The organism is Nocardiopsis kunsanensis DSM 44524 (genome assembly GCF_000340965.1).
GTDB classification, from domain to species: Bacteria; Actinomycetota; Actinomycetes; order Streptosporangiales; family Streptosporangiaceae; genus Nocardiopsis; species Nocardiopsis kunsanensis.
Genome location: NZ_ANAY01000001.1, coordinates 282748 through 305250, shown reverse-complemented (window position 1 = coordinate 305250; position 22503 = coordinate 282748). Strand labels below are relative to the sequence as shown.

20 protein-coding genes and 1 pseudogene are annotated in these 22503 nt (G+C 68.4%); 13 read left to right on the top strand and 8 right to left on the bottom strand.

Annotated elements, in window-relative coordinates:
- The first annotated feature begins 111 nt into the window (after nt 1-111).
- Both rsmI and D456_RS0101420 read left to right on the top strand, forming a co-directional pair.
- Complete coding sequence (rsmI, locus tag D456_RS0101425; protein WP_040698431.1) at nt 112-996, top strand: 16S rRNA (cytidine(1402)-2'-O)-methyltransferase; 885 nt, start codon at nt 112-114, stop codon at nt 994-996.
- 88 nt (nt 997-1084) lie between these two features.
- Nucleotides 1085-1747, top strand: coding sequence for an AIM24 family protein (locus tag D456_RS0101420; RefSeq protein WP_017574363.1), 663 nt, complete (start codon nt 1085-1087; stop codon nt 1745-1747).
- 85 nt (nt 1748-1832) lie between these two features.
- On the opposite strand, the gene secD is transcribed toward D456_RS0101420, so the two are convergent.
- Together secD and D456_RS26780 are read right to left on the bottom strand one after the other, a co-directional pair.
- Nucleotides 1833-4526, bottom strand: a complete 2694-nt coding sequence (gene secD, locus D456_RS0101415; protein ID WP_017574362.1) for a protein translocase subunit SecD — start codon at nt 4524-4526, stop codon at nt 1833-1835.
- 82 nt (nt 4527-4608) lie between these two features.
- Complete coding sequence (locus D456_RS26780; protein WP_017574361.1) at nt 4609-4989, bottom strand: hypothetical protein; 381 nt, start codon at nt 4987-4989, stop codon at nt 4609-4611.
- 283 nt (nt 4990-5272) lie between these two features.
- Here D456_RS26780 and metG point away from each other — a divergent pair, with 283 nt between their 5' ends.
- The 3 genes from metG (at nt 5273) to D456_RS25345 (ending at nt 9636) form a co-directional block, all read left to right on the top strand.
- Nucleotides 5273-7141 carry a methionine--tRNA ligase gene (gene metG / locus D456_RS0101405; protein WP_017574360.1) on the top strand — a complete coding sequence of 623 codons (1869 nt, stop codon included), beginning with the start codon at nt 5273-5275 and terminating at the stop codon, nt 7139-7141.
- 86 nt (nt 7142-7227) lie between these two features.
- A complete protein-coding gene (locus tag D456_RS0101400) occupies nt 7228-8151 on the top strand; it encodes a TatD family hydrolase (RefSeq protein ID WP_017574359.1) in 924 nt (307 codons plus the stop codon).
- Nucleotides 8152-8634: 483 nt separating this feature from the next.
- Nucleotides 8635-9636: a DUF6531 domain-containing protein gene (locus tag D456_RS25345; protein ID WP_017574358.1), complete on the top strand. Its 1002-nt coding sequence runs from the start codon at nt 8635-8637 to the stop codon at nt 9634-9636.
- A 260-nt stretch (nt 9637-9896) separates the two neighbouring features.
- On the opposite strand, the gene D456_RS0101390 is transcribed toward D456_RS25345, so the two are convergent.
- Nucleotides 9897-10103 carry a hypothetical protein gene (locus D456_RS0101390; protein WP_017574357.1) on the bottom strand — a complete coding sequence of 69 codons (207 nt, stop codon included), beginning with the start codon at nt 10101-10103 and terminating at the stop codon, nt 9897-9899.
- Between D456_RS0101390 and D456_RS27355 the strand changes: the two genes are divergently transcribed.
- A complete protein-coding gene (locus D456_RS27355) occupies nt 10090-10659 on the top strand; it encodes a hypothetical protein (RefSeq protein ID WP_239643748.1) in 570 nt (189 codons plus the stop codon). The genes D456_RS0101390 and D456_RS27355 overlap by 14 nt on opposite strands.
- Nucleotides 10660-11115: 456 nt before the next feature.
- On the opposite strand, the gene D456_RS0101380 is transcribed toward D456_RS27355, so the two are convergent.
- Nucleotides 11116-11853 carry a tetratricopeptide repeat protein gene (locus D456_RS0101380; RefSeq protein ID WP_017574355.1) on the bottom strand — a complete coding sequence of 246 codons (738 nt, stop codon included), beginning with the start codon at nt 11851-11853 and terminating at the stop codon, nt 11116-11118.
- 129 nt (nt 11854-11982) lie between these two features.
- On the opposite strand from D456_RS0101380, the gene D456_RS26250 reads away from it, so the two are divergent.
- From D456_RS26250 to D456_RS27350, 3 genes and pseudogenes are all read left to right on the top strand, one after another.
- Nucleotides 11983-12567, top strand: coding sequence for a hypothetical protein (locus D456_RS26250; RefSeq protein ID WP_017574354.1), 585 nt, complete (start codon nt 11983-11985; stop codon nt 12565-12567).
- Entirely contained in the window at nt 12548-12766 is a 219-nt protein-coding gene (locus tag D456_RS26245) for a hypothetical protein (RefSeq protein WP_017574353.1), read from the top strand. The genes D456_RS26250 and D456_RS26245 overlap by 20 nt, the downstream gene beginning before the upstream one ends.
- 39 nt (nt 12767-12805) lie before the next feature.
- Nucleotides 12806-12988: pseudogene (locus tag D456_RS27350) on the top strand (hypothetical protein); the annotation flags it as partial.
- A gap of 192 nt (nt 12989-13180) precedes the next feature.
- Here the strand turns inward: D456_RS27350 and D456_RS0101365 are convergent.
- From D456_RS0101365 to D456_RS0101355, 3 genes are all read right to left on the bottom strand, one after another.
- A complete protein-coding gene (locus D456_RS0101365) occupies nt 13181-14044 on the bottom strand; it encodes an MHYT domain-containing protein (protein ID WP_017574352.1) in 864 nt (287 codons plus the stop codon).
- A gap of 234 nt (nt 14045-14278) precedes the next feature.
- Nucleotides 14279-15136: an MHYT domain-containing protein gene (locus D456_RS0101360; protein ID WP_017574351.1), complete on the bottom strand. Its 858-nt coding sequence runs from the start codon at nt 15134-15136 to the stop codon at nt 14279-14281.
- 216 nt (nt 15137-15352) lie between these two features.
- On the bottom strand, nt 15353-15976 hold the full coding sequence (locus D456_RS0101355; RefSeq protein WP_160166709.1) for a TetR/AcrR family transcriptional regulator: 624 nt from the start codon (nt 15974-15976) through the stop codon (nt 15353-15355).
- A gap of 265 nt (nt 15977-16241) precedes the next feature.
- On the opposite strand from D456_RS0101355, the gene D456_RS0101350 reads away from it, so the two are divergent.
- The 4 genes from D456_RS0101350 (at nt 16242) to D456_RS0101335 (ending at nt 19057) form a co-directional block, all read left to right on the top strand.
- Nucleotides 16242-16952, top strand: a complete 711-nt coding sequence (locus tag D456_RS0101350) for a carbonic anhydrase (RefSeq protein ID WP_017574349.1) — start codon at nt 16242-16244, stop codon at nt 16950-16952.
- A gap of 251 nt (nt 16953-17203) precedes the next feature.
- Entirely contained in the window at nt 17204-17707 is a 504-nt protein-coding gene (locus tag D456_RS0101345; protein WP_017574348.1) for a hypothetical protein, read from the top strand.
- Nucleotides 17708-17805: 98 nt separating this feature from the next.
- Nucleotides 17806-18177 carry a hypothetical protein gene (locus D456_RS0101340; protein WP_017574347.1) on the top strand — a complete coding sequence of 124 codons (372 nt, stop codon included), beginning with the start codon at nt 17806-17808 and terminating at the stop codon, nt 18175-18177.
- Between the two features lie 154 nt (nt 18178-18331).
- Nucleotides 18332-19057, top strand: a complete 726-nt coding sequence (locus D456_RS0101335) for a M48 family metallopeptidase (RefSeq protein ID WP_017574346.1) — start codon at nt 18332-18334, stop codon at nt 19055-19057.
- Between the two features lie 22 nt (nt 19058-19079).
- On the opposite strand, the gene D456_RS23450 is transcribed toward D456_RS0101335, so the two are convergent.
- Nucleotides 19080-22472, bottom strand: coding sequence for a type I restriction endonuclease subunit R (locus D456_RS23450; protein ID WP_017574345.1), 3393 nt, complete (start codon nt 22470-22472; stop codon nt 19080-19082).
- Between the last annotated feature and the right edge of the window lie 31 nt (nt 22473-22503).

Below are 22503 nucleotides of genomic sequence, written 5' to 3'. Positions count from 1 at the left end.
CAACTCGTACGTTGGGGACGAAAGATGGCGGTCCGTGTTCCGGACGGACCACGAAACCAGGTTTCGGGTGGCGTGACAGGCCAACCGTAGCGCGAGAGAACGGGGATCACAGTGGTTGAGGGAGTCGGTGATGAGCGGCGGTTCGGGACGCTCACGCTCGCGGGGTTGCCGATCGGGAACCTGGAGGACGCACCACCTCGGCTTCTGCGCGCGCTGGAGTCCGCGGCCGTCGTCGCGGCCGAGGACACACGCCGTCTGAAGCAGTTCGCCGGACGCGCGGGGATCCGGATCGGCGGGGAGGAGGGCGCCCGCGTGGTCTCCTACTACGACGCCAACGAGCCCAAGCGCTCCGCAGAACTCCTCACCGGGCTGAGAGAGGGCGGCGACGTCCTCGTGGTCACCGACGCGGGCATGCCGGGGGTCTCCGACCCGGGCTACCGGCTGGCATCGGCCTGCGCACAGGAGGGCATCCCCGTCACCGCGATCCCCGGGCCCTCCGCCGTGACCACCGCACTGGTCGTCTCGGGCCTGCCCACCGACCGGTTCTGCTTCGAAGGGTTCCCGCCCCGCAAGGGGCTGGCCCGCTACTTGGACGACATGGCTGCTGAACGGCGCACCATGGTCTTCTTCGAGAGCACCCACCGCATCGCCGCCACCCTCACCGCGATGGCCGAGGCCTTCGGCGCCGACCGCCGCGGCGCCGTGTGCCGGGAGCTCACCAAGACCCACGAACAGGTCCGTCGCGGCACTCTGGCCGAACTCGCGGAGTGGTCCGGGGCCGGAGTGCGCGGGGAGATCTCCGTCGTGGTGGAGGGTGCGGGGCGCGCACCCGCCGACACGAGCGACGAACACCTGAGAGCGGCCGTGGCCGACCTGGAGGAGGAGGGCGTGCGCCGCAAGGACGCCATCGCCCGTGTGGCCAAGGAGACCGGGGTGCGCAAACGGCACGTCTACGACCTGGTGCACGGCATCGGCGAGACGTCCTCCCAGTACTGAGGCGTGTCCGCCCGTAACGGGACGAAGGAACCGGAACGCACCCGGCGCATCGGAGCCCCTGAACCACGCGCCGAAGAGAGGGAGAGCTGTGCGTAGCCAACTGTTCGAGAAGGCACAGGAGAGCGCCTACCGGGGCATGCACCTGCAGAACCGAAAGATGCTCAAGGTGGGCCTGGAGGGGGAGTTCCTCGCCCGCCAGGGGTCCATGGTCGCCTACCAGGGCGATGTCGATTTCTCCTACCAGGGATCCGGCAGTGTCGGGCGGTTCTTCAAAAAGGCCCTCACGGGTGAGGGGCTGCCACTCATGCGTGTCTCCGGCCGGGGCGACGTGTTCCTCGCGCACGAGGCCTGGGACGTCCACCTCATCGACCTGGAGAACGAGTCCCTCACAGTCAACGGAGCCAACGTCCTGGCCTTCGAGTCGGGCCTCGACTGGGACATCGGCCAGGTCAAGGGCGCCGGCATGGTCGCCGGAGGGCTCTTCAACACCGTCTTCACCGGTTCCGGCCGGGTGGCCGTGGTCTGCCACGGCTCGCCCGTGCTGTTGAACGTCGACCAGCCCACGTTCGTCGACACCCAGGCCGTCGTTGCCTGGTCCAGCACTCTGAGTACCAGCGTGCGCAGCACCTTCAAGGCGGGCGCGATCATCGGCCGGGGCAGCGGCGAGGCCTTCCAGCTCGCCCTGGAGGGGCAGGGCTTCGTGCTCGTGCAGGCCTCCGAAGGGGTTCAGGCGGCCCAGCAACAGAGCTGACGCCCCAGGGCGGACGCACGAGGGCCCGGCCTCCCGACGAAGGGGAGACCGGGCCCGGTGTGTGTGGTGCACCTCTGGGGAGGCGTCAGACCACGGCGCCGTCGTCCTGGTCGCGTGCGGCCTTCGCGGCGTTGCGCTGCTTGGCCTTGCGCTCACGGAGCACGTGCGGCGGCGGGGTCCTGTCCCACCGCTGCAACCAGATCGACAGCGGCACCGCGACGAACACGGTCGAGACCACACCCGTGGTCAGCCCCACCAGCATGGCGATGGAGAAGTCCTGGAGCGAGGACCCACCCAGGAAGGTGAGGAAGCCCAGGATGATCCACGCGCCGACCGTGGTGTTGACCGTACGCGGCAGGGTGTTGATGATCGCCCGGTTCGCGATGGCCGAGAACTTCGACTTCTCGTCCTTGGCCCATTCGTCGCGGACACGGTCGAAGACCACCACCGTGTCGTTGACGGTGAAACCGATGACACTCAGTGTCGCGGCGAGGAAGATCCCGTCGATCGGTTTGCCCAGCCACATGAACATCCCCACGACCAGGAGGATGTTGAAGCCGAGCGAGAGGATCGTGGAGACACCGAAGGACCACCGGAAACGCCAGGCCAGGTAGGCCATCTGCGCGATCAGCGCCAGTCCCAGGGCGATGATCGCCTGGTTGCGCAACTCCTCACCCATGCTCGGGCCGATGAAGTTGTCCGAGGAGACCTCGACACCGCCGGTCGCGTCCGACAGCGCCTCGGTGATGCCGGCCATCTCGTCGTCGTTGATGTCGCCCGTGCGCACCGACAGGTCGGCGTCGCCGGACTCCTGCACCACAGCGGTACCCGAGCCCGGGAAGTCCGCTGCGGAGACGACGTCGCGTGCCTCGTCCACGCTGATGGACTGGTCACCGGTGACGTCGTACTCGATGACACGTCCACCGGTGAACTCCACACCGAGGTTGATGTCGCGGACCAACGGGGCGGCCACGGCCGTGACCACGATGAGCGCCGCCACGATCAGGCCGTACTTGCGGAACTTCATCAGGTCCGGGTTCTTACGGACCAGCCACTCGCGGACCCTGCCGATACGGCTGATACCGGTGATCGCCGGGTGCTTCTTGATGACGGCGCGGCGCACCGCCCACTCGACGAAGACCCGGGCGATGACCAGCGCCGAGATCATCGACGCGACGGTACCGATGCTCAGGGTCACACCGAAGCCCTGAACGGTGCCGGAGGCGAAGAAGAACAGCAGCGCCGCGGCCAGGAGCGTGGTGATGTTGGTGTCCAGGACCGCGCTCCAGGCCTTCTTGGTGCCCTCGACGAAGCCCTTCTCCAGGTTCGGCGGGATCGCACGGCGCCTGCGCCGCTTGAGCACACCCGCCTCGGCGTCCTCGGTCTCGTCGTCGGTGGCGTCCTTGAGCCCGGCCGACTTGTTGGCCTCGTAGTTGTTGCTCTGGCGCTGGTACTCCTCACGCGCTCGTTCGAAGATCAGCACGTTGGCGTCGATGGCCATACCGATCGCCAACACGAAACCGGCCAGGCCCGGCAAGGTGAGTGTGGCCCCGATCCCGACGAGCATGCCGTAGGCGATCAGCGTGTAGAAGGCCAGCGCCAGCGACGCCAGGAAACCGACGAGGCGGTAGACGACCGTGATGTACAGCGCGGTGAAGGCGATGCCCAGCACCGCGGCGATCGCACTGGCGTTGATGGCCTCCTCGCCCAGGGTCGGGCCGACCGTCTGGCGCTGGACCTCGGTGACCGGCAGCGGCAGCGAACCGCCCTCGATCAGCACCGCCAGCTCCTCGGAGGTCTCCGCGGTGAAGTCCTGGCTGGTGATGGTCGTGGAACCGCCGGGCATACCGACGTCACAACCGATGTCCTCGTTGACCTGCGGTGCCGAGATGATCTGCTCGTCGAGCACGATCGCGACACGGCGCTTGGGGTCGCCCACCGGGTTACAAGCGGCGTCACCGGTCAGGTTCGCCCACTGGTCGCGGCCCTCGCCCTCGAACTCGACGTTGACCTGCCACTGCGAGCGGTTCTCCGGGTTGAGCAGGGACTCGGCGCTGGCGACCTGGTCGCCCTGGATCTGGGCCTCACCGAGCTGCAGCGGTGTGCCCTCGTCGTCGGTGAGTGTGGTGACGACGTCCTCGGGGTTCTCGGCCGGCTGGCCGCCACCGCCCTGCTGCTGGGGCGGCATCATGCCCTCGAGGTCCTCCATGCCTTCGGGCATCCCGCCCTCGGGCGGGGCTTCTCCCCCGCCGCCTTCTCCTCCGCCGTCGGAGGGTACGCGGGCCTCGTCGGCCGGTGCCTGGGCGGAGTCGCCTCCGCCGCCGGGCATGCCGCCGCCCGGCATGCCGCCTCCGGGCATCCCACCGCCGGGCATGCCGCCTCCGGGCATCCCCTGGCCGCTCTGCTGCTCCACACCCAGGACGGGGTGGAACGTCAACTGGGCGGTCTGGCCGACGATCTCGGCCGCCTCGGCCGGATCCTGGACACCGGGGAGCTCGACGATGATCCGGTTCTCACCGGAACGCGACATGTTCGCCTCGGCGACACCGAGGCGGTCGATGCGCTGGCGCAGTACCTCCAGGACCTGGTCGGTGTTCTCGGAGTCGGCGACCGTGCCGTCCTTGCCGTCCTGGGTCTCCAGAACGATCTGTGTACCGCCGCTCAGGTCGAGGCCGAGCCGTGGCGGGATGAACCACGCCGCGCCGAACGCGACGACGATGACGAGTAGGGATATCAGAGCGCGCGTCCAGCGCGCCCCCGATCCCGTTTGACTGGACAAGGGGTGAACCTCTCACTGCGGTTACGGGTGACCGGCCCCTCACCCGGTACGAACCGTGTCGGGGGTGGTGAGCCGGGGATGGTCAGGTGGCGGTGGACGCGGTGAGAGGCGGAGCCCGGGTCGGTGGCAGGTCCTCCGGCACGCCCAGTTCGGGAACGGGGTCGACGCGCGGGGGGTCGCTCGGCCACCAGGGCTGGTCCCACAGCACCAGCCGCAGCATGCGGCTGGGGAGCGCGTCGGGGAGGTCGCGCACGGGCGAACGCTGATCGCAGACCGACGAGGCCGAGAACGTGACCTGTTCGTCGGCGTCCTCGCCCCGGTCGGCCGAAGCCGCGGCGGCCTGCGCGCCGCGGTCGTGCGGGTCGTGCAACACACTTGCCACGCCGTAGGAGGGGATGGCCCCCTCCGCCGGGCGCACCTGCAGCCATGAGGCCGAGGGCGCGCTCAGGACGACGAGCAGCACCACGCTCGCGACCAGAGCCGTGGTGCATCGGGCAGGACGGGGTACAGCACGGGTAACCGTGGTGACCACCGCCTCGCGTGAAGGGCCGGGGCTGTCTCGTCTCGACGCCACGGGCCCCGGCGGCACGTGCCGTCGTGCAGCCGAGCATAAGGGCAACGCCCGGCCGCTCAGGAACCACCTCCCTCTCCGGCCCCGGACGGGAGGCTTGTGCACAGGTCCCCGTCGTGCACAGGCCTTCGTGCAGGAGTACCGCGCCGTGCCCGGGCACCTTTAGTCTTGGGGCATGTCGTCGAAACGCCACATCCTGACCGCGGTCGCCTGGCCCTACGCCAACGGACCGCGCCACATCGGCCACGTGTCCGGCTTCGGAGTCCCCTCCGACGTCTTCTCCCGGTTCCAGCGAATGTCGGGGAACCACGTGCTGATGGTCAGCGGCACCGACGAACACGGCACCCCCATCCAGGTCCTGGCCGACCAGGAGGGTGTCGGCCCGCGGGAGCTCGCCGACCGTTACAACCAGGTCATCGCCGAGGACCTGGTCGGGCTCGGGCTCTCCTACGACCTCTTCACCCGCACCACCACCGGAAACCACTACGCCGTCGTCCAGCAGCTGTTCACCACGCTCTACGAGAACGGCTACGTCTTCACCCACACCACCAAGGGCGCCGTGTCGCCCTCGAACGGCCGCACCCTGCCGGACCGCTACATCGAGGGCACCTGCCCCATCTGCAGTTACGACGGCGCCCGCGGCGACCAGTGCGACAACTGCGGCAACCAGCTCGACCCCATCGACCTCATCGGACCGCGTTCGCGCGTCAACGGTGAGACGCCCGAGTTCATCGACACCGAGCACTTCATGCTCGACCTGCCGGCCTTCGCGGACGTGATGGGGGAGTGGCTCAAGGGCAAGGAAAGTGATGGGGCTGCGCCGGATGAGTCCGTTGAGGGCGGTGGCAGGCGACGGGTGGGCTGGCGGCCCAACGTCCTCAAGTTCTCCATGAACCTGCTGGAGGACCTCCAGCCGCGCGCGGTCACCCGCGACCTCAACTGGGGTGTGCCCATCCCGCTGGAGGGCTGGGACGAGAACCCCAACAAGCGCCTGTACGTGTGGTTCGACGCGGTCATCGGGTACCTGTCGGCCTCCATCGAGTGGGCCCGGCGCACGGGGGATCCGGAGTCCTGGCGCCTGTGGTGGCAGAGCGAGGAGGCCGATTCCTTCTACTTCATGGGCAAGGACAACATCGTCTTCCACTCGGTGATCTGGCCGGCGATCCTCCTGGGCGCCAGTGGCGAGGGCGACCGGGGCGGCGAGCCCGGCCCGCTCGGCGGCCTGAACGTGCCCTCCGAGGTCGTCTCCAGTGAGTTCCTCACCATGGAGGGGCAGAAGTTCTCCTCCTCGCGCCGCGTCGTCATCTACGTGCGCGACTTCCTGAAGCGCTACTCCGCCGACGCGCTGCGGTACTACATCATGGCCGCCGGGCCCGAGACCCAGGACACCGACTTCACCTGGGCCGAGTTCGTGCGCCGCAACAACGACGAGCTGGTCGCCGCCTGGGGCAACCTCGTCAACCGCTCCATCTCGATGGCCGCCAAGAACATCGGGCACGTGCCCGAGCCCGGCGCGCTCACCGAGGAGGACGAGCAGGTCATGGCCGCCTCCCGCGCGGCCTTCGACACCGTCGGCGCACGCCTGGAGCGTTCGCAGTTCAAGGCCGCCCTGCAGGAGGCCATGCGCACCGTCGCCGAGGCCAACAAGTACATCTCCGACCAGGCCCCGTGGGCGCTCAAGAAGACCGACCCGGAGCGGATGGCCACCGTCCTGCACGTGGCCCTGCAGCTGGTCAAGGACGCCAACACGCTCCTCACGCCGTTCCTGCCCGAGTCGGCCAACAAGGTGCACGCCATGCTCGGCGGCCAGGGCCAGTGGAGCGGCATGCCGTACCTGGCCACCGGCCACGACACCATCGGCGGCTCCGAGGAGGCCGTGGACTACACGGTCATCACCGGGGACTACTCCGAGGACGTCGCGCGTTGGACCTCGGTGGCGATCACCCCGGGCACGCCGCTGGAGCGGCCCCGGCCGCTCTTCGCCAAGCTCGACCAGTCCGTGGTCGAGGAGGAACTGGCGCGCCTGCGCGGCGAGATCGACTGAACCGAGCAGCAGCACCGGACCCGCGCCGGTGGGCGGGCGCCCCGAGCGCACCGCCCGCCGGCGCCTTCGTGGAAGGACCAGACAGCATGGGCAAGCGCAGCGGCAAGGCCGTCGACGAACGCAACAGACAGACGCCTCCGCCGGTCCCCGAGCCCCTGCGTGTCCCCGTGGCCGACAGCCACACCCACATGGACATGCAGACGCCCGATGTCGAGGAGATCATCGGGGTCGCCGAGAGTGTCGGTGTGACTCCGCTCCTGCAGGTCGGTGTGGACCTGCCGTCGTCGAAGTGGGCGGCCGAGGTCGCCGAGGCCCACCCCGGACGGGTGTGGGCGGCCGCGGCCCTGCACCCCAACGAGGCCCCGCGGATCGTGCACGGGGACGGGGCCGAGGGGGTGGAGGTCGACGACACCGACTGGGCCGGCAAGGCCCGCGCGGGCGTCGGCATCGAGGGTCTGGAGCGCGAGGTCGAGCAGATCGCCGAACTGGCCGCGCTGCCGCACGTGGTCGCGGTCGGTGAGACCGGCATGGACACCTTCCGTACCGGGCCCGAGGGCAAACGCGCGCAGGAGGAGTCCTTCCGCCGCCACATCGACATCGCCAAGCGCACCGGCAAGGCGCTCATGATCCACGACCGCGAGGCCCACGAGGACGTGCTGCGTGTGCTGGGCGAAGAGGGCGCACCCGGGACAGTGGTCTTCCACTGCTTCTCCGGCGACGCCGACATGGCCAAGGTCTGCGCCGAGCAGGGCTACTACATGAGCTTCGCCGGGAACGTGACCTTCGCCAGTGCCGAGTCCCTGCGTGAGGCGGCCAAGGCGGCCCCGGCCGAGCGGATCCTGGTGGAGACCGACGCGCCCTTCCTCACACCCAAGCCCTACCGGGGGCGCCCCAACGCGCCTTACCTGGTGCCGTACACGTTGCGCTCGTTGGCGGAGACCAAGGGCATGGACGAGGACGGGCTCGCCGCCGCGGTGGCCGAGAACGCCCGTCGCGCATTCTCCTTCTGAGGTCTTTCTCCGGACCCGTTCCCGGGAACAGAGCGGTCAGCGGCGGGGCCTTGCTGCGGGGACCAGAAATCCTCGGTGCGGTCCCGGGTGCAGGGCCGGAAGGCGTCCCCGTCCTGGGCCGCCGACTCTTCCGGGGTGCTTGCTTGATCACCGGACAAGAGGATTGTTGTCCGTGGCCGCATGCGGCCACCCTTGGTGTATGCGCTCTGAAGGACGGTTGGGGAGCACTGTGCGGGGCGGGTGGAGGGTTTGGTCTGTTCTGCGTGAGCTCGGCAAACGGGTGGCCGTCCGATGCTCGCTCTCTCAAGCCTGCTCAGGCTGACAATCACTGAAAGTCATGTATGTGACTCTGGGTGTGCTTTTTGTGACTGGTAAGAACTCTTACTGTCGCCGGGGCGCCTGTTCAGCGATGGGACCGAAACTGCTTCTGTGGACAGGCGTCTCTGTCCCCCTGCCCCCTCTGCATGGAGCATCCCCCGTGAGATGGCACCTACCGCGTGCCGCTGTGGCCACCACAGCGGCCGCGCCCCTGGTCACCGGTCTGTTGTACGCCCCCCGGCCTGGGCCGACGATGATCCCCACTCCCCGGCCGACCGTACCGTCCCGGTCCCGGAGACCTGGGAACCGGGCGAGGCCGACACCGACCCTTCGGGCGGAGACCCGCCCGAAGAACCCTGGACCCCGCCCGGGACCGAGACCGAAGCAGCCCCCCAGGGCGAGGAAACCCTGGCGGACACCTGCGCCAACTGGGGCAACGGCGGAATCCAGGACTGGTACCCGCTGGAGCGCCACCAGGTCAGCGACCGCCTCGAGTTGGCGGTCAACACCGCCACCGGCAACCTCCTCCTCCAACACCGGAACCTGACCACGGCCGGCACCGGACTGGACCTGTCGGTCTCCAGCTTCTACAACTCCACCGACGGCCAGGACGGCTGGACCCTCTCCCACGGGCGCGACGTGGGCCTGCAGATCTTCAGCAACTCCCTCATCTTCCAAGGCCCCTCCGGCTACTGCGAGCGCTTCGACGTCGAGGGCGAGGGCTCCTTCACCTCCCCGGCCGGACTCAACGCCGACCTGGAAGAGCTCGACAACGGCCACTACGCCCTGACCTTCCACCGGGGCGAGTACGCCGACCAGGTCTGGACCTTCACCGCCCAGGGCTGGTGGTACTCCCAGGCCGACCGCAACGGCCACACCCACCGGATGCGCTACGACCCCGAGGGCGACCTGGCCTCGGTCGTGGACACCCAGGACCGCGTCACCACCGTCGACTGGGAGAACTGGTACCAACCCGGCTCCATCACCGACCCCACCGGGTTGTCGAACGTGCCTGCCCCTCAGGCAGCTTGTTGGGGAGCCACCATCTACATGCTGAAGCTCTCGGCTGCATCCGCAGTGCTCGGAGTTGGTGGAACGCCAGTCCACATAGCTATGGGCGTGGTTACTGTTGGATGCCTGGCGTATGACATGGCAACTTCCGTCTGAACCGGGTTTCCAATGACTCTCTTCTCCGCTGCATGCATTTGCTTACTCGCAATGAGTATTATTCTCATAATCCGAGAGCGCGCCAAAAGAAACAAAAGCAGTCAGGTGAGATACCTGGAGGTCAGTGCTGCCATTTTTGGTGTAGGATTTGCAGTCCTTGTGGCATTTTCAGTGCTCACATTCTAGAAATGGGTGACAGTAGTGGAGTAGAAGAAATGCCTTCATTGGAAAATGGGTAAGAACTTCTGGAGCTCCGCGCCTCAGAGCAGTGTGCGTTCGGCGACCGGCCCGGCACCGTGCCAGCCCTGGACGAACTCCTCGGGCAGAGCGGTCCCGCCGGGCTCCGGTTCGCCCTTGATGGCCGCGCGGCGGGCGCGGTGCACGGCGGCGGCGTTGCCTCGGTAGAAGGCGTAGGCGGCGCTCGGTGCTGATGACGCCCCCTCCGACGAGCTGGTGCAGATGGTCATCGACGTGCTATGCGCCTACCTGCGCATGCCCTACACACCCCGCCCCGACGCTCCTTCCGAACAACCCGGCCAGCCCGTCCCACCATCGGCATCACCGACCACAGTCATCGACCTCAGCTGGCTCCGCAGCACCGAACCTGACGACGTCCAACGTGAGAAACAACAGGCGGCCCGGGAGGAACATCGAAGACGGGTTCTGGAGTTCGCCTCGTTCCGCGAGGTGCGCCACACCATCATCCGCATCATCGGCAACCACCTACGCGAGAACACCCGCTGGCGCGGCAAGGACTACGACTTCACTGGCGCCGTCTTCGATGGCGGCCACCTGGTTGGAGCCCACTTCACTGGCGGGAGGGTGCCCTTCAACGGGGCGGTGTTCTCGGGCGGGACAGTGGATCTCAGCGCGGCCTCGGGTGCGTGCCCCGGCGGGCTACTGGAGGCGATGGAGCGCGGAGAACAGGGAGTGGTGGGGTTGCCTGAGCACTGGCGGCCGGCCAACGATGAGAACGGCCAGCAGGAAGACCCGAGTGCGTCTCCTGATGCATCCGACCGCTGACATCCTCATGGCCGCATCCACTGTCATCCTCGTAGCCGTCAACAGATGTCAGTGGATCGAGCACCGACTTGTCAGTGAGCAACGAGCATGGGGATGTCAGTACTCGTCCTCCGTCTCCTCCTGCGCTGACGGTGAGCGCTCGGGGAGAAGGCTGAACCGGACGGCCGCGGGTGGGCTCGGCGCCTACTCGGGCAGTTCGACCGACTGCTGGAGGCGAACGTCTTGCGGTAGACGTCGCGGATCCACGCGATGTGCCGGTCCACGGCCGACTGCTCCTCGAAGCGCTTCCAGCCGGGGTGTTGACCTCGCCCCTCTTGAAGCAAGGAGGGGGATTCGACCGGACCTGAGGGTCCGGTTCCGCTGACGCGGACTGCCTCACAACAGCGGTTCCCTGCTTCGTCCTCCACCGAACCAAAGCAAGATCACCGTGGTGCCACCAGTGCGTACGGCCACCCCTCACATCAGGGCGCCGCGGACGGCCTGGGCCTCCTGGGCGGTGGCCAGCAGCAGTCCCGGCAGCGGATCGTAGGGGTGGGCGCGGCGCATCGCGGTGTAGCAGGTGTGCTCGGCCTCATGCGCGATCGTGTGGTCGCCCTCGGCCCTCGCCTGGACGAGCAGCGTCTGCGCGTAGGCCCGCAGGTAACGCGCATAGACCGGATCGGCGTCCACCGCGCCCTCCAGGGCCTGGCGGTGCAGCATCAGCGCCTCGTCGAGGGCCTGTCGGTCGGGTGCGGTGCTTCCCGTGGTCGCGCGAAAGCGCAGTACACCTGCCAGCAGCGTCAGCCTGCTGGGATACTGGGGGTGGGTGGCGGAAGTGAGTTCCACGGCACGGCGGGCATGGGTGAGCGCCTCATCGATGACGTCGGCCTTGCCGCCTTCCACCCGATGGCACAACGCGACGACGAACTCGGTCAGGTACTGCGGCAGGTCGGGGTCCTCACGCTCGCACGCGCGCACCGCGCGGCGCAGCGTGGTGACGGCCTCCTCCAGAATGGCCGGCTCCTCGTTGGCGGAGAACAGCGCCCGTAGCCCGGTTCCCAGCGCGAACAGTGCGAAGGCCCGGTCGGGATCCCGCGCCCCCAGCCCTGCTACCCGCTCCCGGGCGTGCTCCACGGCCGCGTGGAACCTCTCGGCGTCCTCGGGACCGGCGACGGCGAAGTCGGTGAGCGCCTCGGCTCGTTGAACAGAATCCATGCCCCTGCCCTTCAGCGCGATCGGCGGCCGTGTGCCTCCGGGAGACCGCCAGGACCCGGAACGCCGGAAAGAGTAACATTATCCAGGGTTTCGCACGCCGTGCGGTCCGGAGCGGAAAGGTGGAAGGTCATGGGAGTCGTGCACGCGATGGTGAACATGGGCATGCGCACCATGGAGCCGCCACGGGGGCCGGCCCGACAGGCGTCGGCCACCTGGGCCCGGCTGGAGGCGCTGTTCGGCACCGTGCTGTCGCAGGAGGCCTGGCGGCAGCACTGGGCGCAGGTACGCAGGCTGCGACGCGTCTACGCGGCCTCTGCGGGCGCCTTCGGGCTCCTCGCCGCCGGTTGTGCCGCCCTGTGGGCGACGCTCCTGCCCGCCACCCAGACCGCCGACGGTCCCTCGATCTGGACGGTGTTGTGGCTGTTCCTGCTGCCGCCGGTGCTCGGCGGGTTCTGGCGCCGCCTCCAGCGCAGCACCGTCGCCCCCTTCCTGCAGCAGCCGCGGCACATCTGGCCCCGCTGGGCCTTCCCCGTCGTCTACTTCTCCGTGCTCGCCGCAGGTTTCCTCGTGCCGGCCGGGACGGCCTGGACCCTCATCGCAGGGCTCATCGCGGCACTGCCGCTGTGGCTCAGTGCAGTGTTGGAGCTCGTTCGGCCCGTCCCCGCCTATCCGGAGCAGTGGCGGCAGGGCATCGGTGTCACAGCCACCGACTGACCTCTCCGCTTCAAGGAGCGTTCGCGGCCAGGCCATCGGCCGCGACAAAGGGGCGCGGATCTACACCCTGCTCACCGAGGACGACGTCCAGGCCGCGGTCGACGGCGTCGCCGTCGTCCAAACGATGGGACAACTGGCCAGTGACATCTTCACGGCCGAACCCACTGACATCTTCGCGGCCGTCAACACCTGGCCCTGACCGCTGAGGGTGCGGAGAACGACGACCCGGACGCGGTGTATGAGTACAAGCCCCTACGGCGAGCAGTCCAGTGAGACCATCGAAGACAGCCGGGTCGGGGACTTGAACGCGTTCGGCTACACGGGTGCGTACCAGTTCCTGGACGGGACGGTGCACCTGTCCCACCGGTTCCTGGACACGTTCACGATGAACTTCACCCGGCCGGACCCGTCGCGGCAGGAACTCAACAACACCACCTATGCGATGTGTGACCCCATCAACAACACCGACCCAGCAGGGCTCGCAGTTTGTGAGTGGGGAGTGTGGCTTTGGCTGCCGCTGCCGCTGCGGTGGCGGAGAACGCCCGCCGCGTGTTCGCCTTCTGAGGGCCTTTCCGAGGTCGTTCCCAGGGCGGCTGTTCCCGGGAAGGGGCGGTCAGCGGCGCGGGCCCTGCTGTGGGGGCCAGAGGTCCTCGGTGCGTGTGCCGTCGCGGTGGTGCCGGGGCCGGAAGGCGTCCCCGTCCGAGGGCGTCGGCCGGTCCGAGTCGTGCTGGGCGGGCCGCTCCGAGGGCGGGGGAGGGTCGTCGTCGGCGCTCAGCAGCAGGAACAGGCTGCAGATGAGCACGAAGACGAACAGGCCCACGATGAGCGGCAGCATCAGGTCGAACGCTGCGGCGCCCTCGGGGTTGCCGTGTGGTGTGTTCTCCGGCTCTGCCACCTCCACGCCGGCCATGCCGGCGTAGTGCATGAGGGTGACCGCCGCGCCCATGACGACGGCGGCGAGGACGATGGCGGGTTGCCCGTCGAGCCTGGAGGCGCACCACAGCGCCACCGTGGCTGCCACGAGCGCGATGAGGGTCGCGGTGGTGACCCAGAAGAGGTCGTGGTGCATCTCGCCGTGGGTGTTCATGGAGGCCATGCCGGTGTAGTGCATGGTCGCCACACCCAGCCCCGCGATGGTCCCGCTCAGCAGCAGCCGGCCCACACTGTTCTCGAACAGGGTGAGGGAGAGCGCCACACCCATGACCACGATCGCGGTGATTCCGCTGACGACGGTCAGGAAGGTGTCGTAGCGGATCGCGGGGCCGGGGGCCGAGAAGCCCATCATGGCGATGAAGTGCATCGACCACACGGCCACGCCGCCCAGGGTGAATGCGGCCAGCCCCAGCCATTGCCAACGGAAGAGGCCCTTCGTGGCGCGGGCTCGGGCAGCGAAGGACAGGCCCAGGTAGGAGCCGATCACCGACACGAGACAGGCGAGGGCGGGGATGATCCACCCCTGGTCGTAGAGGTCGAACACAGTATTCACATCCGGCGACAAAATCCACATCAGTTCCGGACCTGAATGCTAGGGAATATTTCGCCCCGATATCCAGGGGGTGGTCATGAATATTTATGGCCTGATGTGGCCAGTCGTCCTACCATCCTCTGTTGAACTGAATAATGGCCACAACAATGGCCCGATATCGGACATGAAAAAGGCGGAAGGGACTTGTTTTCCTTCCGCCCCGTGTGCTCTTCGGTGGTGCTGGGGTCACCGGTGCGGTTTCTTGGAGCCGCCGGAGGCCTCGGGCCAGTCGTCCCGGTGCATGGGCCGGTCCCAGGCGCTGCTCGGCAACGGGTGGTTGGGGGTGGTGGGTCGGGTGGGCTGCTCGGTCGCCCGAGGCGTGCGGTCGTCGTCGGCGCCGAGTAGCAGGAACAGGCTGCAGATGAGCACGAAGACGAACAGGCCCACGATGAGCGGCAGCATCAGGTCGAAGGCGGCCGCACCCTCGGGGGCGCCCTGGAGCTCGGAATCGGTCGCTTCCACGTGTACGCCGACCATGCCGGCGTAGTGCATGAGGCTGACGGCGACCCCCATGAGGAGCGAGGCCGAGATGATGGCGATCTGTCCCCGGAGCCGGGAGGCGAACCACAGCGCCGTGGTGGAGGCCATGATCGCGATGACGGCGGCGGTGGCGATCCAGAAGAGGTCGTGGTGCATCTCGCCGTGGATGTTCATGGAGGCCATGCCCATGTAGTGCATGCTCACCACGCCCAGGCCGGCGACCGGCCCGCTCAACAACAGCCTGGCCATGCTCTGGTCGAAGAGGGTGAGGTAGAGGGCCGTCCCCATGACCACGATCGCGGTGATTCCGCTGACGACGGTCAGGAAGGTGTCGTAGCGGATCGCGGTGCCGGGGGCCGAGAAGCCCATCATGGCGATGAAGTGCATCGACCACACGGCCACGCCGCCCAGGGTGAATGCGGCCAGCCCCAGCCATTGCCAGCGGAAGAAGCCTGTCGCATCACGGGCCCGGGCAGCGAAGGACAGGCCCAGGTAGGCGCCGATCACCGACACGAGGTAGGCGAGGCCGGGTACGGGCCACTCCTGGACGAGGAGGTCAAGCACGTTATTCACATCCGATAACAGGTTTCACATCCACATACGAACATAAATGATAGATGTTTTTGTCCGTAATGTCAGGTTAGGGACGTTCTTCGATCCTCATGTGGCCAGAGACTCGGTGGCCGAAAAAGCGCGCCTGTCAGGAACCGGCCAAAAGGAAGGGGCGGAGGAACGCGTGTTCCTCCGCCCCGTGTGCACCGCCCGGGTGGGCGACGGTGCTCAGGCGCGCATGCCCTTGAAGGCGATCGTGCTGAGGGAGTCGGCGACCTCCTCGGCCGCGAGCCCCCGGTCCGGCTTGTACCACTCGACGAGCGAGTTGACCATGCCGAACAACAGCCTGGAAGCGACCGCGGGGTCGATGTCGCTGCGGATGTCACCGTCCACGATGCCTTCGCGGACGAGGTCGGCGACGTGGTGGTCGAACTCCCGTCGGCGCTCCAGGGCACGCTTCTCCACCGCGGTGTTTCCCCGTACCCGCAGCAGCAGGGTCACGTGTGGCAACTCCTCCACCAGGACGCGCACGCTCCCTCGCAGGACGTGGTCCAGGCGCTGCGCGGCGCTCCCCCGAGTGGCGGACTCCTCACGGGTGACGGCGAACAGTGCGTCCAGGGCCAGGTCCAAGGACTGGCTCAGCAGCTCGGTCTTGCCGGAGACATGGTGGTAGATGGCCGACTTGGTCACACCGAGGGCACGGGCCAGATCCTCCATGCTCGTGCCGTCGTAGCCGCGTTCGTTGAACACGCGGGCCGCGACGCGCAGGACGGAGTCGGCGTCGTGCCCAGGGCGTCCTGACCGGCGCTTTCCGGGTCGGGTTTCGGGAGTAGATGTACGAGCCACGGGCATCGAATCTACCTCTCCTTCGTGAGAGTGGTGCCGGATGCTCCGATCCCGGCCACCAGCGCACCCCGCGTTCGGGGCCGGCCCGCCCATGAACCGAACGAACGGTCGGTCGGGAACCTATCACCCCGCGACCTCGGGCAACGCAAGACAAGTTTGGTCCAAGTATTGCCCGCTCTGGATTGTCCACAGCCGTGGCCGGGCGTAACTTCGGGCACATCGTCGGTGGTGCGGACGCCGGCCGCCGGTGCCCGAGTTCAACGGAGGCAGTATGGCGATCGCTCAGAGGGCCGCACCCGAGCGGGCGGCGCTCACCACGGGACACACGGCCGACCGCGTCCGGGTCCTGTTGGACGAGGGCAACACCCGATGGCGCACGTTCGCGCCCAGCCGGCCGAACCAGGGTTCCGGGCGGCGCCGCGCGCTGTGGGAGGCCGAATCGGAGAACCCCATGGCCACGGTCCTGGGGTGCGCCGACTCGCGCGTGCCGCCGGAGATGCTCTTCGACCGGGGTCTGGGCGACCTCTACACCGTGCGCGCCTCCGGTCAGGTCCCGGACTCCTCGGTGGCGGGCAGCCTCGTGCACGGGGCACGCGAACTGGCCACCCCGCTGCTCGTGGTGCTGGGCCACTCCCACTGCGCCGCCGTGGGCGAGGCCGTGGACGCACGCCGCAGCGGACGTGTCCCCGAGGGGCACACCGGCTTCCTCGTGGAGGGGATCCTCGACGCGATCGAGGGCGTGCCCGACGACGAGCCCGGTGATTTCCTCGACGCGTGCGTGCGGGCCAACACCGTGTACGTGGCCGACCAGCTCCGGCACGAACCCGGGCTGCGCGAGCGTGTGCACAGCGGTGAGCTGCGGATCGAACCGGCCCACTACAGCCTCAAGCGTTCCCGTGTGGAATGGCTGGGCGATCTGCCGGAGAACCGACCCGGTCCCGAAACGGGCGTTCCGCAGCAGAGCCCACCGAACACCCCTTGAAGACAGCTCGTGGGCGATCATTCGTGACAGGCGGGTGATCGCCCTTTCTGTGTATATAAGGACACGTTGCAGGGGGTTTCTGTCGGTCGAATTTTTTCTTTGTCCGGCTTGAGCTGGACATACGGAGAATTGTTCTGGAAAATCCTGCGGTCGCCCGCTTTCCCTCCTAGTCTCGTTCTTGTCCATGAAAGGACCGGAAAACGAGACCACGGGCCGTGCACCGGTACGGCCCCAGTTCACGAAGGACCGCTGTGCTCGCCATCGACCAGGAGATGCGGGAGCTGCTCCGGACACCGGGGGTGCGCAGTGTCTGCCTCGTCGAGCAGAGCACGGGGCACACCCTGACCACCGTCGGGGAGGCCGACCGCACCGCCGACGCCGTGGAACTCCTCACCGCCGTCACCGAAGGGCCGCTGCGCCACGTCGGCACCGTCGAGGACCTCGTCGTCACCGACCACGACCACCACCTGCTGTTCGCGCCGCTGCACCGATCAGACCTGTGCCTGCGCGTACGTATGGACCGCCGGCGCGGCAACCTCGCCCTGGCCCTGCGCCGGCTGCGCGGACTCGCCCGCACCGCCCAGCCGTCCCCGCCCCGAGAACCCGATCTGCCCCGGCGGGACGAGAACGACGAAACACTCCAGCACCGGCCCCGAGTCGCCGGCGGGGTGGACCGCGGCGTCCTGGAACGGGTCCTGGCCGCGCTGCGCACACTCGCCGCCCCGGAGCCGAAGGCAGAGAGGGCCACCGCTTGAGCGCTCAGCCCCATCGGCCCCGGTTGCTCCTCGGACTGCGCCGTTGGATGCAACGCCGGAGCAACACCACCGCACATCCCATTCGGAGGAGAGACGACATGGCCAACATCGAGACCGGCCTCAAGGAAATGATGGAGATCGAGGGGGCCATCGGCGCCGCCGTGGTCGACTACAGCAGCGGCATGGCCCTGGGCACCCTCAGCTCCACCAATACCCTCGACCTGGAGGTGGCGGCCGCGGGCAACACCGAGGTCGTGCGCGCCAAGATGCGCACCATGGACCAGCTGGGCCTCAACGACGCGATCGAGGACATCCTCATCACTCTCTCGGGCCAGTACCACGTCATCAAGCCCCTCACCAGCCGCAAGGGCCAAGGGCTCTTCCTCTACCTGGCGCTGGACCGCAACCGCGGCAACCTCGCCCTGGCCCGCCACCGCCTCAAGTCCATCGAGGCGGGACTGGAGGTCTGAGCAGGGCCGGCCGGATCGCGAGCCGCCCCTGGGAGGAGCCCCGGGCGGGAGTCACCGGCGCGCGGTGTGGTGACTCTCGCCCGGAGGAACGGCACCGACCGTTCCCCGGGCGGTGACTCACGGGTCCGGGTGGAGGGGACCTAACCTGGTAACCATGCCCGCGTCCCCGGTGTCCCACGTCCCCGACCAGCTCGTCCTGGACGAGCTGGTGTTCTCAGTGCGCCCGTCCTCTCGGCGTACAACTGTGGGGATCACTGTCGACCGGGACGGGGCCTTGCTGTTGCACGTACCGCACGGCATCTCCTGGGGACGCGTCGAGCGTTGGGTGGCCGCCAAGAAGAACTGGGTGCGCGACAAGCTTGCCGACAAGGACGTGCTGCTCTCCCGCCAACCCCCGCGTGAGTTCGTCTCGGGTGAGGGGTTCGACTACCTGGGCCGCCGGTACCGGCTGAAGATCACCGACGAGGTCGAGGGCGTGCACTTCAACGGCGGACGCATCCGGATGCACCCGTCGGTGGCCCGCGGCCGGGACGCCGCCGCTGCCATGGTGGCCTGGTACCGGGAGCGGGCCCGGGCGTGGCTTCCCGAGCGCCTGAGGCCGTGGCGGGAAGGCATGGGCCTGCACCCCGCACAGGTCCGTGTGCTCGACCTGGGGCACCGCTGGGGTTCGGCCGGCAAGGGCGGACGGCTCAACCTGCACTGGGCCATCATGCAGCTGCCGCCCACGGTCGTGGACTACGTCCTGGTGCACGAACTCGCCCACATAGTGGTCCGGGACCATTCGCCCGCGTTCTGGGAGCGGGTGAGGTCCGTACTTCCCGACGTCGAGCGCCGACGTGAGCGGTTGGCCGCCCTCGGCGGGCAGGTGTGGCTGGGCTGACCACCGGGGACGGCCGGCAGCGTCAACTCTGCATACGTTTCTCGGCCAGAGCCACCAGGTCCTTGGCCACTTCCTGCGAGCGCGGCGGGTCGAACAGGGCGACCCCGCCCAGACGGAGCCTGAAGAGTCGCGCGGCCACGGTCTTGCGCAGCCGGTCGCCCCGCGAAGGGTTGTAACCGACGAGCCCGATCTCCTCGGCCATCACGTCGGTGATCTCACGGACGAACCCTTCCAGGAGCTCACGCAGGTCCTCTTCCAGGTCGGCCCCGTCCTCATCCGTGACCGCGCGTACGAGCACACCGAAGTAGGGCGCCTCGGTCTCTCGATCCATGCCACGGTCCTCGTCCTCGGCCTGGCGCCCCTGGGCCATCCGGTCGACGAACTCCCTCATGCGTCGCGCCTGCTCGGCCCAGTCGCCGTCGAAGCCGGCGATGATCTCGTCCAAGCGCTCGGACAGCGTGGTGTAGTGGTCCGGGTCCAGGTCCAGATTCTCGCTGATGTGGTGGCGGGCGGCGTGCTCCATCTCCGAGGCCTTGGCCCGGTCGTTGGGCAGCGCGTCGACCTTGGCCGCGAAGTCGACCGCGGTGATGGCTGTGGGCGGGATCTTGGTACGGATGTCGTGGACCCGCACGTGCTGGTCGATGAGAGCACGCACCTTGCCCCCGTACAGGGCCGGGTCGAAACCCTCCCCTTCCCGGTAGCGGGCCCGGGCCACCTCGGCGATGGCGCCGAAAGCCTTGGCGTTGGGGACGAACTCGCGCGCCTCGGGGCGGGGCAGTACAGTCTCCAGGCTGCGGGTGAAGGCCTTCAAGGCGCTGCGGAACTCGTGGCGCACCCGCTCGTCGGCGAGCACCTGGACACAGTGCTCCCGGGCCTGCTCGGTGTCGAATCGGTCCAGGCCGCGGATGGTGAAGACCCGCCGCACCCTCTCGTGGCGTTCGCGCAGTAGCGGCACCTCGTCGCGGACGCTGCTGAGCGCACCTTCGACGTCTTCGGCGGCGTAGGCGTCCAGGGCGGTCTTGAGATGCTCGGCGACCCCGTAGTAGTCGATGACGTAACCCACGCCCTTGCCGCCGGCGGTGCGGTTGACGCGGGCGATCGCTTGGAGGAGCTCGGCCTCCTTCAGATGCCGGTCCAGGTAGAGGATCTGCTCGTTCGGGGCGTCGAAGCCGGTGAGCAGCATGGAGTTGACCACGACGAAGGCCAGCGGGTCGGTCTGCTCGGGGTCGGTGTTTCCGGCGGTGGGCAGGGCCTTCTTGAACGCGGCGATGTGGTGGCCGTGCCGCGTGGGGTTGGTCCATTCGCGCCAGTCGGCGCTGTCGTTGTGGGTACCCGAGATGACCGTGGCGGCGTCCAGGCGGGCGATGAGGTCGCGGTGGGACAGGGCGCGCACGAGACGGGCGGTGTGCTCGTCCCGGCCACCGTCGACCACACCGTCCTGTGCAGCTTCGATCGCCGAAGCGCTGCGCAGCCTCTCGGGGAGCGCGTCGATCTCGGCGACGAGAGCGTCGCGGGCCTGCACCAGGGCCGCCCGGTAACGCACTGCGGCCTTGCGGGAGACGGCCACGACCTGGGCCTTGAACCCGTTGGGCAGGATGACGTCGACGTAGTGGCGGAGCATGCTCGCGGCCTTGGCGGCGATCATCTCCTCGGCCTCGAGCACGCTGTTCTTGGTGGCGTAGCGCTTCTTGAGCTCCTCACGCTGCTCGGGCGTGAGGTCGACCATGTCGTCGAACAGCTCGTCGAGGTCGTTGCCGTCGCGCACGTGCGCCTTGGAGGTGCGGCCCTCGTAGAGGATCGGCACCGTGGCGCCGTCCTCCTCGGACTGCTTGATGGTGTACGTGTCGATGAACCGGCCGAAGATCTTGCCGGTGAAACGCTCCTTGTCGCCCATGATGATGGGCGTTCCGGTGAAACCGATCCGCACGGCGTTGGGCAGGGCCGCCATGAGGTTGGCGTGCAGCTGGGAGGTGTGGGAGCGGTGCGCCTCGTCCACGAGGACGAGGACGTTCTCGGAGTCGTCGAGTACGTCGAGCTGGGGGACGGCCTCCCTCTTGCGCTTGCCCTCTTTCCCGGACTCTTCGGTCTCCTCTGTCTCCCCGTCCGGGGCGTCGGCCTCGTCGGTGTCGTCGAGGTCGGTGTCGGCGGAGGGCTCCCCCTCACCCCGGTACTTGTGAATCATGGCGAAGTACAGGCCCTTGCCCGGCACCGCCAGGGTCGGGGCCAACGCGTCCACCCGGTCGATGGTGTCGCTGCTCTCGCCGGTGAGCGCCATGGTGGCCGATAGCTGACCCTGGAGCTGGGTGCGGTCGGTGACGACCACGACCTTGAAGCCGGTCAGTTCCGGATGCGAACGCATCGCCCGCACCAGGAAGACCATGGTCAAGCTCTTTCCGGAGCCCTGCGTGTGCCAGACGATGCCGCCCCGGCGGTCGAATTCCCCGTCCTGGAGCCGGGTGGGCTGGGTGAGCATACGCTCGATGGCCCGTTGCACGGCGCGGTACTGCTGGTAACGGGCCACCACCTTGACCCGGCGGCTCTCGGTGTTCATGAACAGGGTGAAGTGCCGTACCAGGTCCAGCAGTTGGGCCGGGCGCAGCATTCCGGCGACCAGCCGGTGCTGGCCGTTGAGCTCCTCGGGGTCGGAGACACCGGCCTCTCCGGCGACCTGCTCGGGTGTGGCCGGTTCGACGGTCTTCCACTCGGCGAAGTGTTCTGGCCCGGCGGTGAACCCGGCCGCGCGGGCGTTGGTGCCGCAGGCGGCCACGACGTACTGGTTGGTGTGGAAGAGGCGTTCGTTGCCCTCGGGAGCGCGGACCTCGGTGCGCTGGCCGGCGTAGCGGCGCAGTTGGTCGACCGCCGAAGCGATGGGGGCCTCGATGTCGGGGCTCTTGGCCTCGATGACGATTAGGGGGATGCCGTTGACGAACAGGACGACGTCGGGGGTGATCCGACCGTGACGGCCGGTTCCGGGGCCGTCCAGGGGGAACTGGTGGACGGCGTGGAAGTCGTTGTTGCCGACGTCGTCGAAGTCGATGAAGCGGACCGTCTGGCGGCGTCCTCCTCGCCAACCCTCCACCCCGTCCACCTGGGTGCCGGTGAGGAGGAGGGCGGTAAGCTCCTCGTTGATCTCGACGAGGCTGCGGGACTTCGGGCGCGTGAGCGCGCTGACCGCCTGGGAGAGACGGCCCTCGTCGAGCCACTCGCGGCCGTCGTCGTCGGGGTTGATCCGGCGCAGAGCGCTGCGGAGGGTGCCCTCCAGGAGGGGCTCGCGGGGAGAGCGGCGTTCGGGGTCGGTGACCCTGGTCCACCCCATGGCGGTGAGCTGGTCGAGCAGAGGTCTTTCGGTCAGTTCCCATTCGGGGCCGGCGGGGCTGCCGGGGGTGTGGGGGGAACGGCCCTCGGGGGCGCTCATGGGCCACCTTTCGTCACTGGTGTCAGAGGGG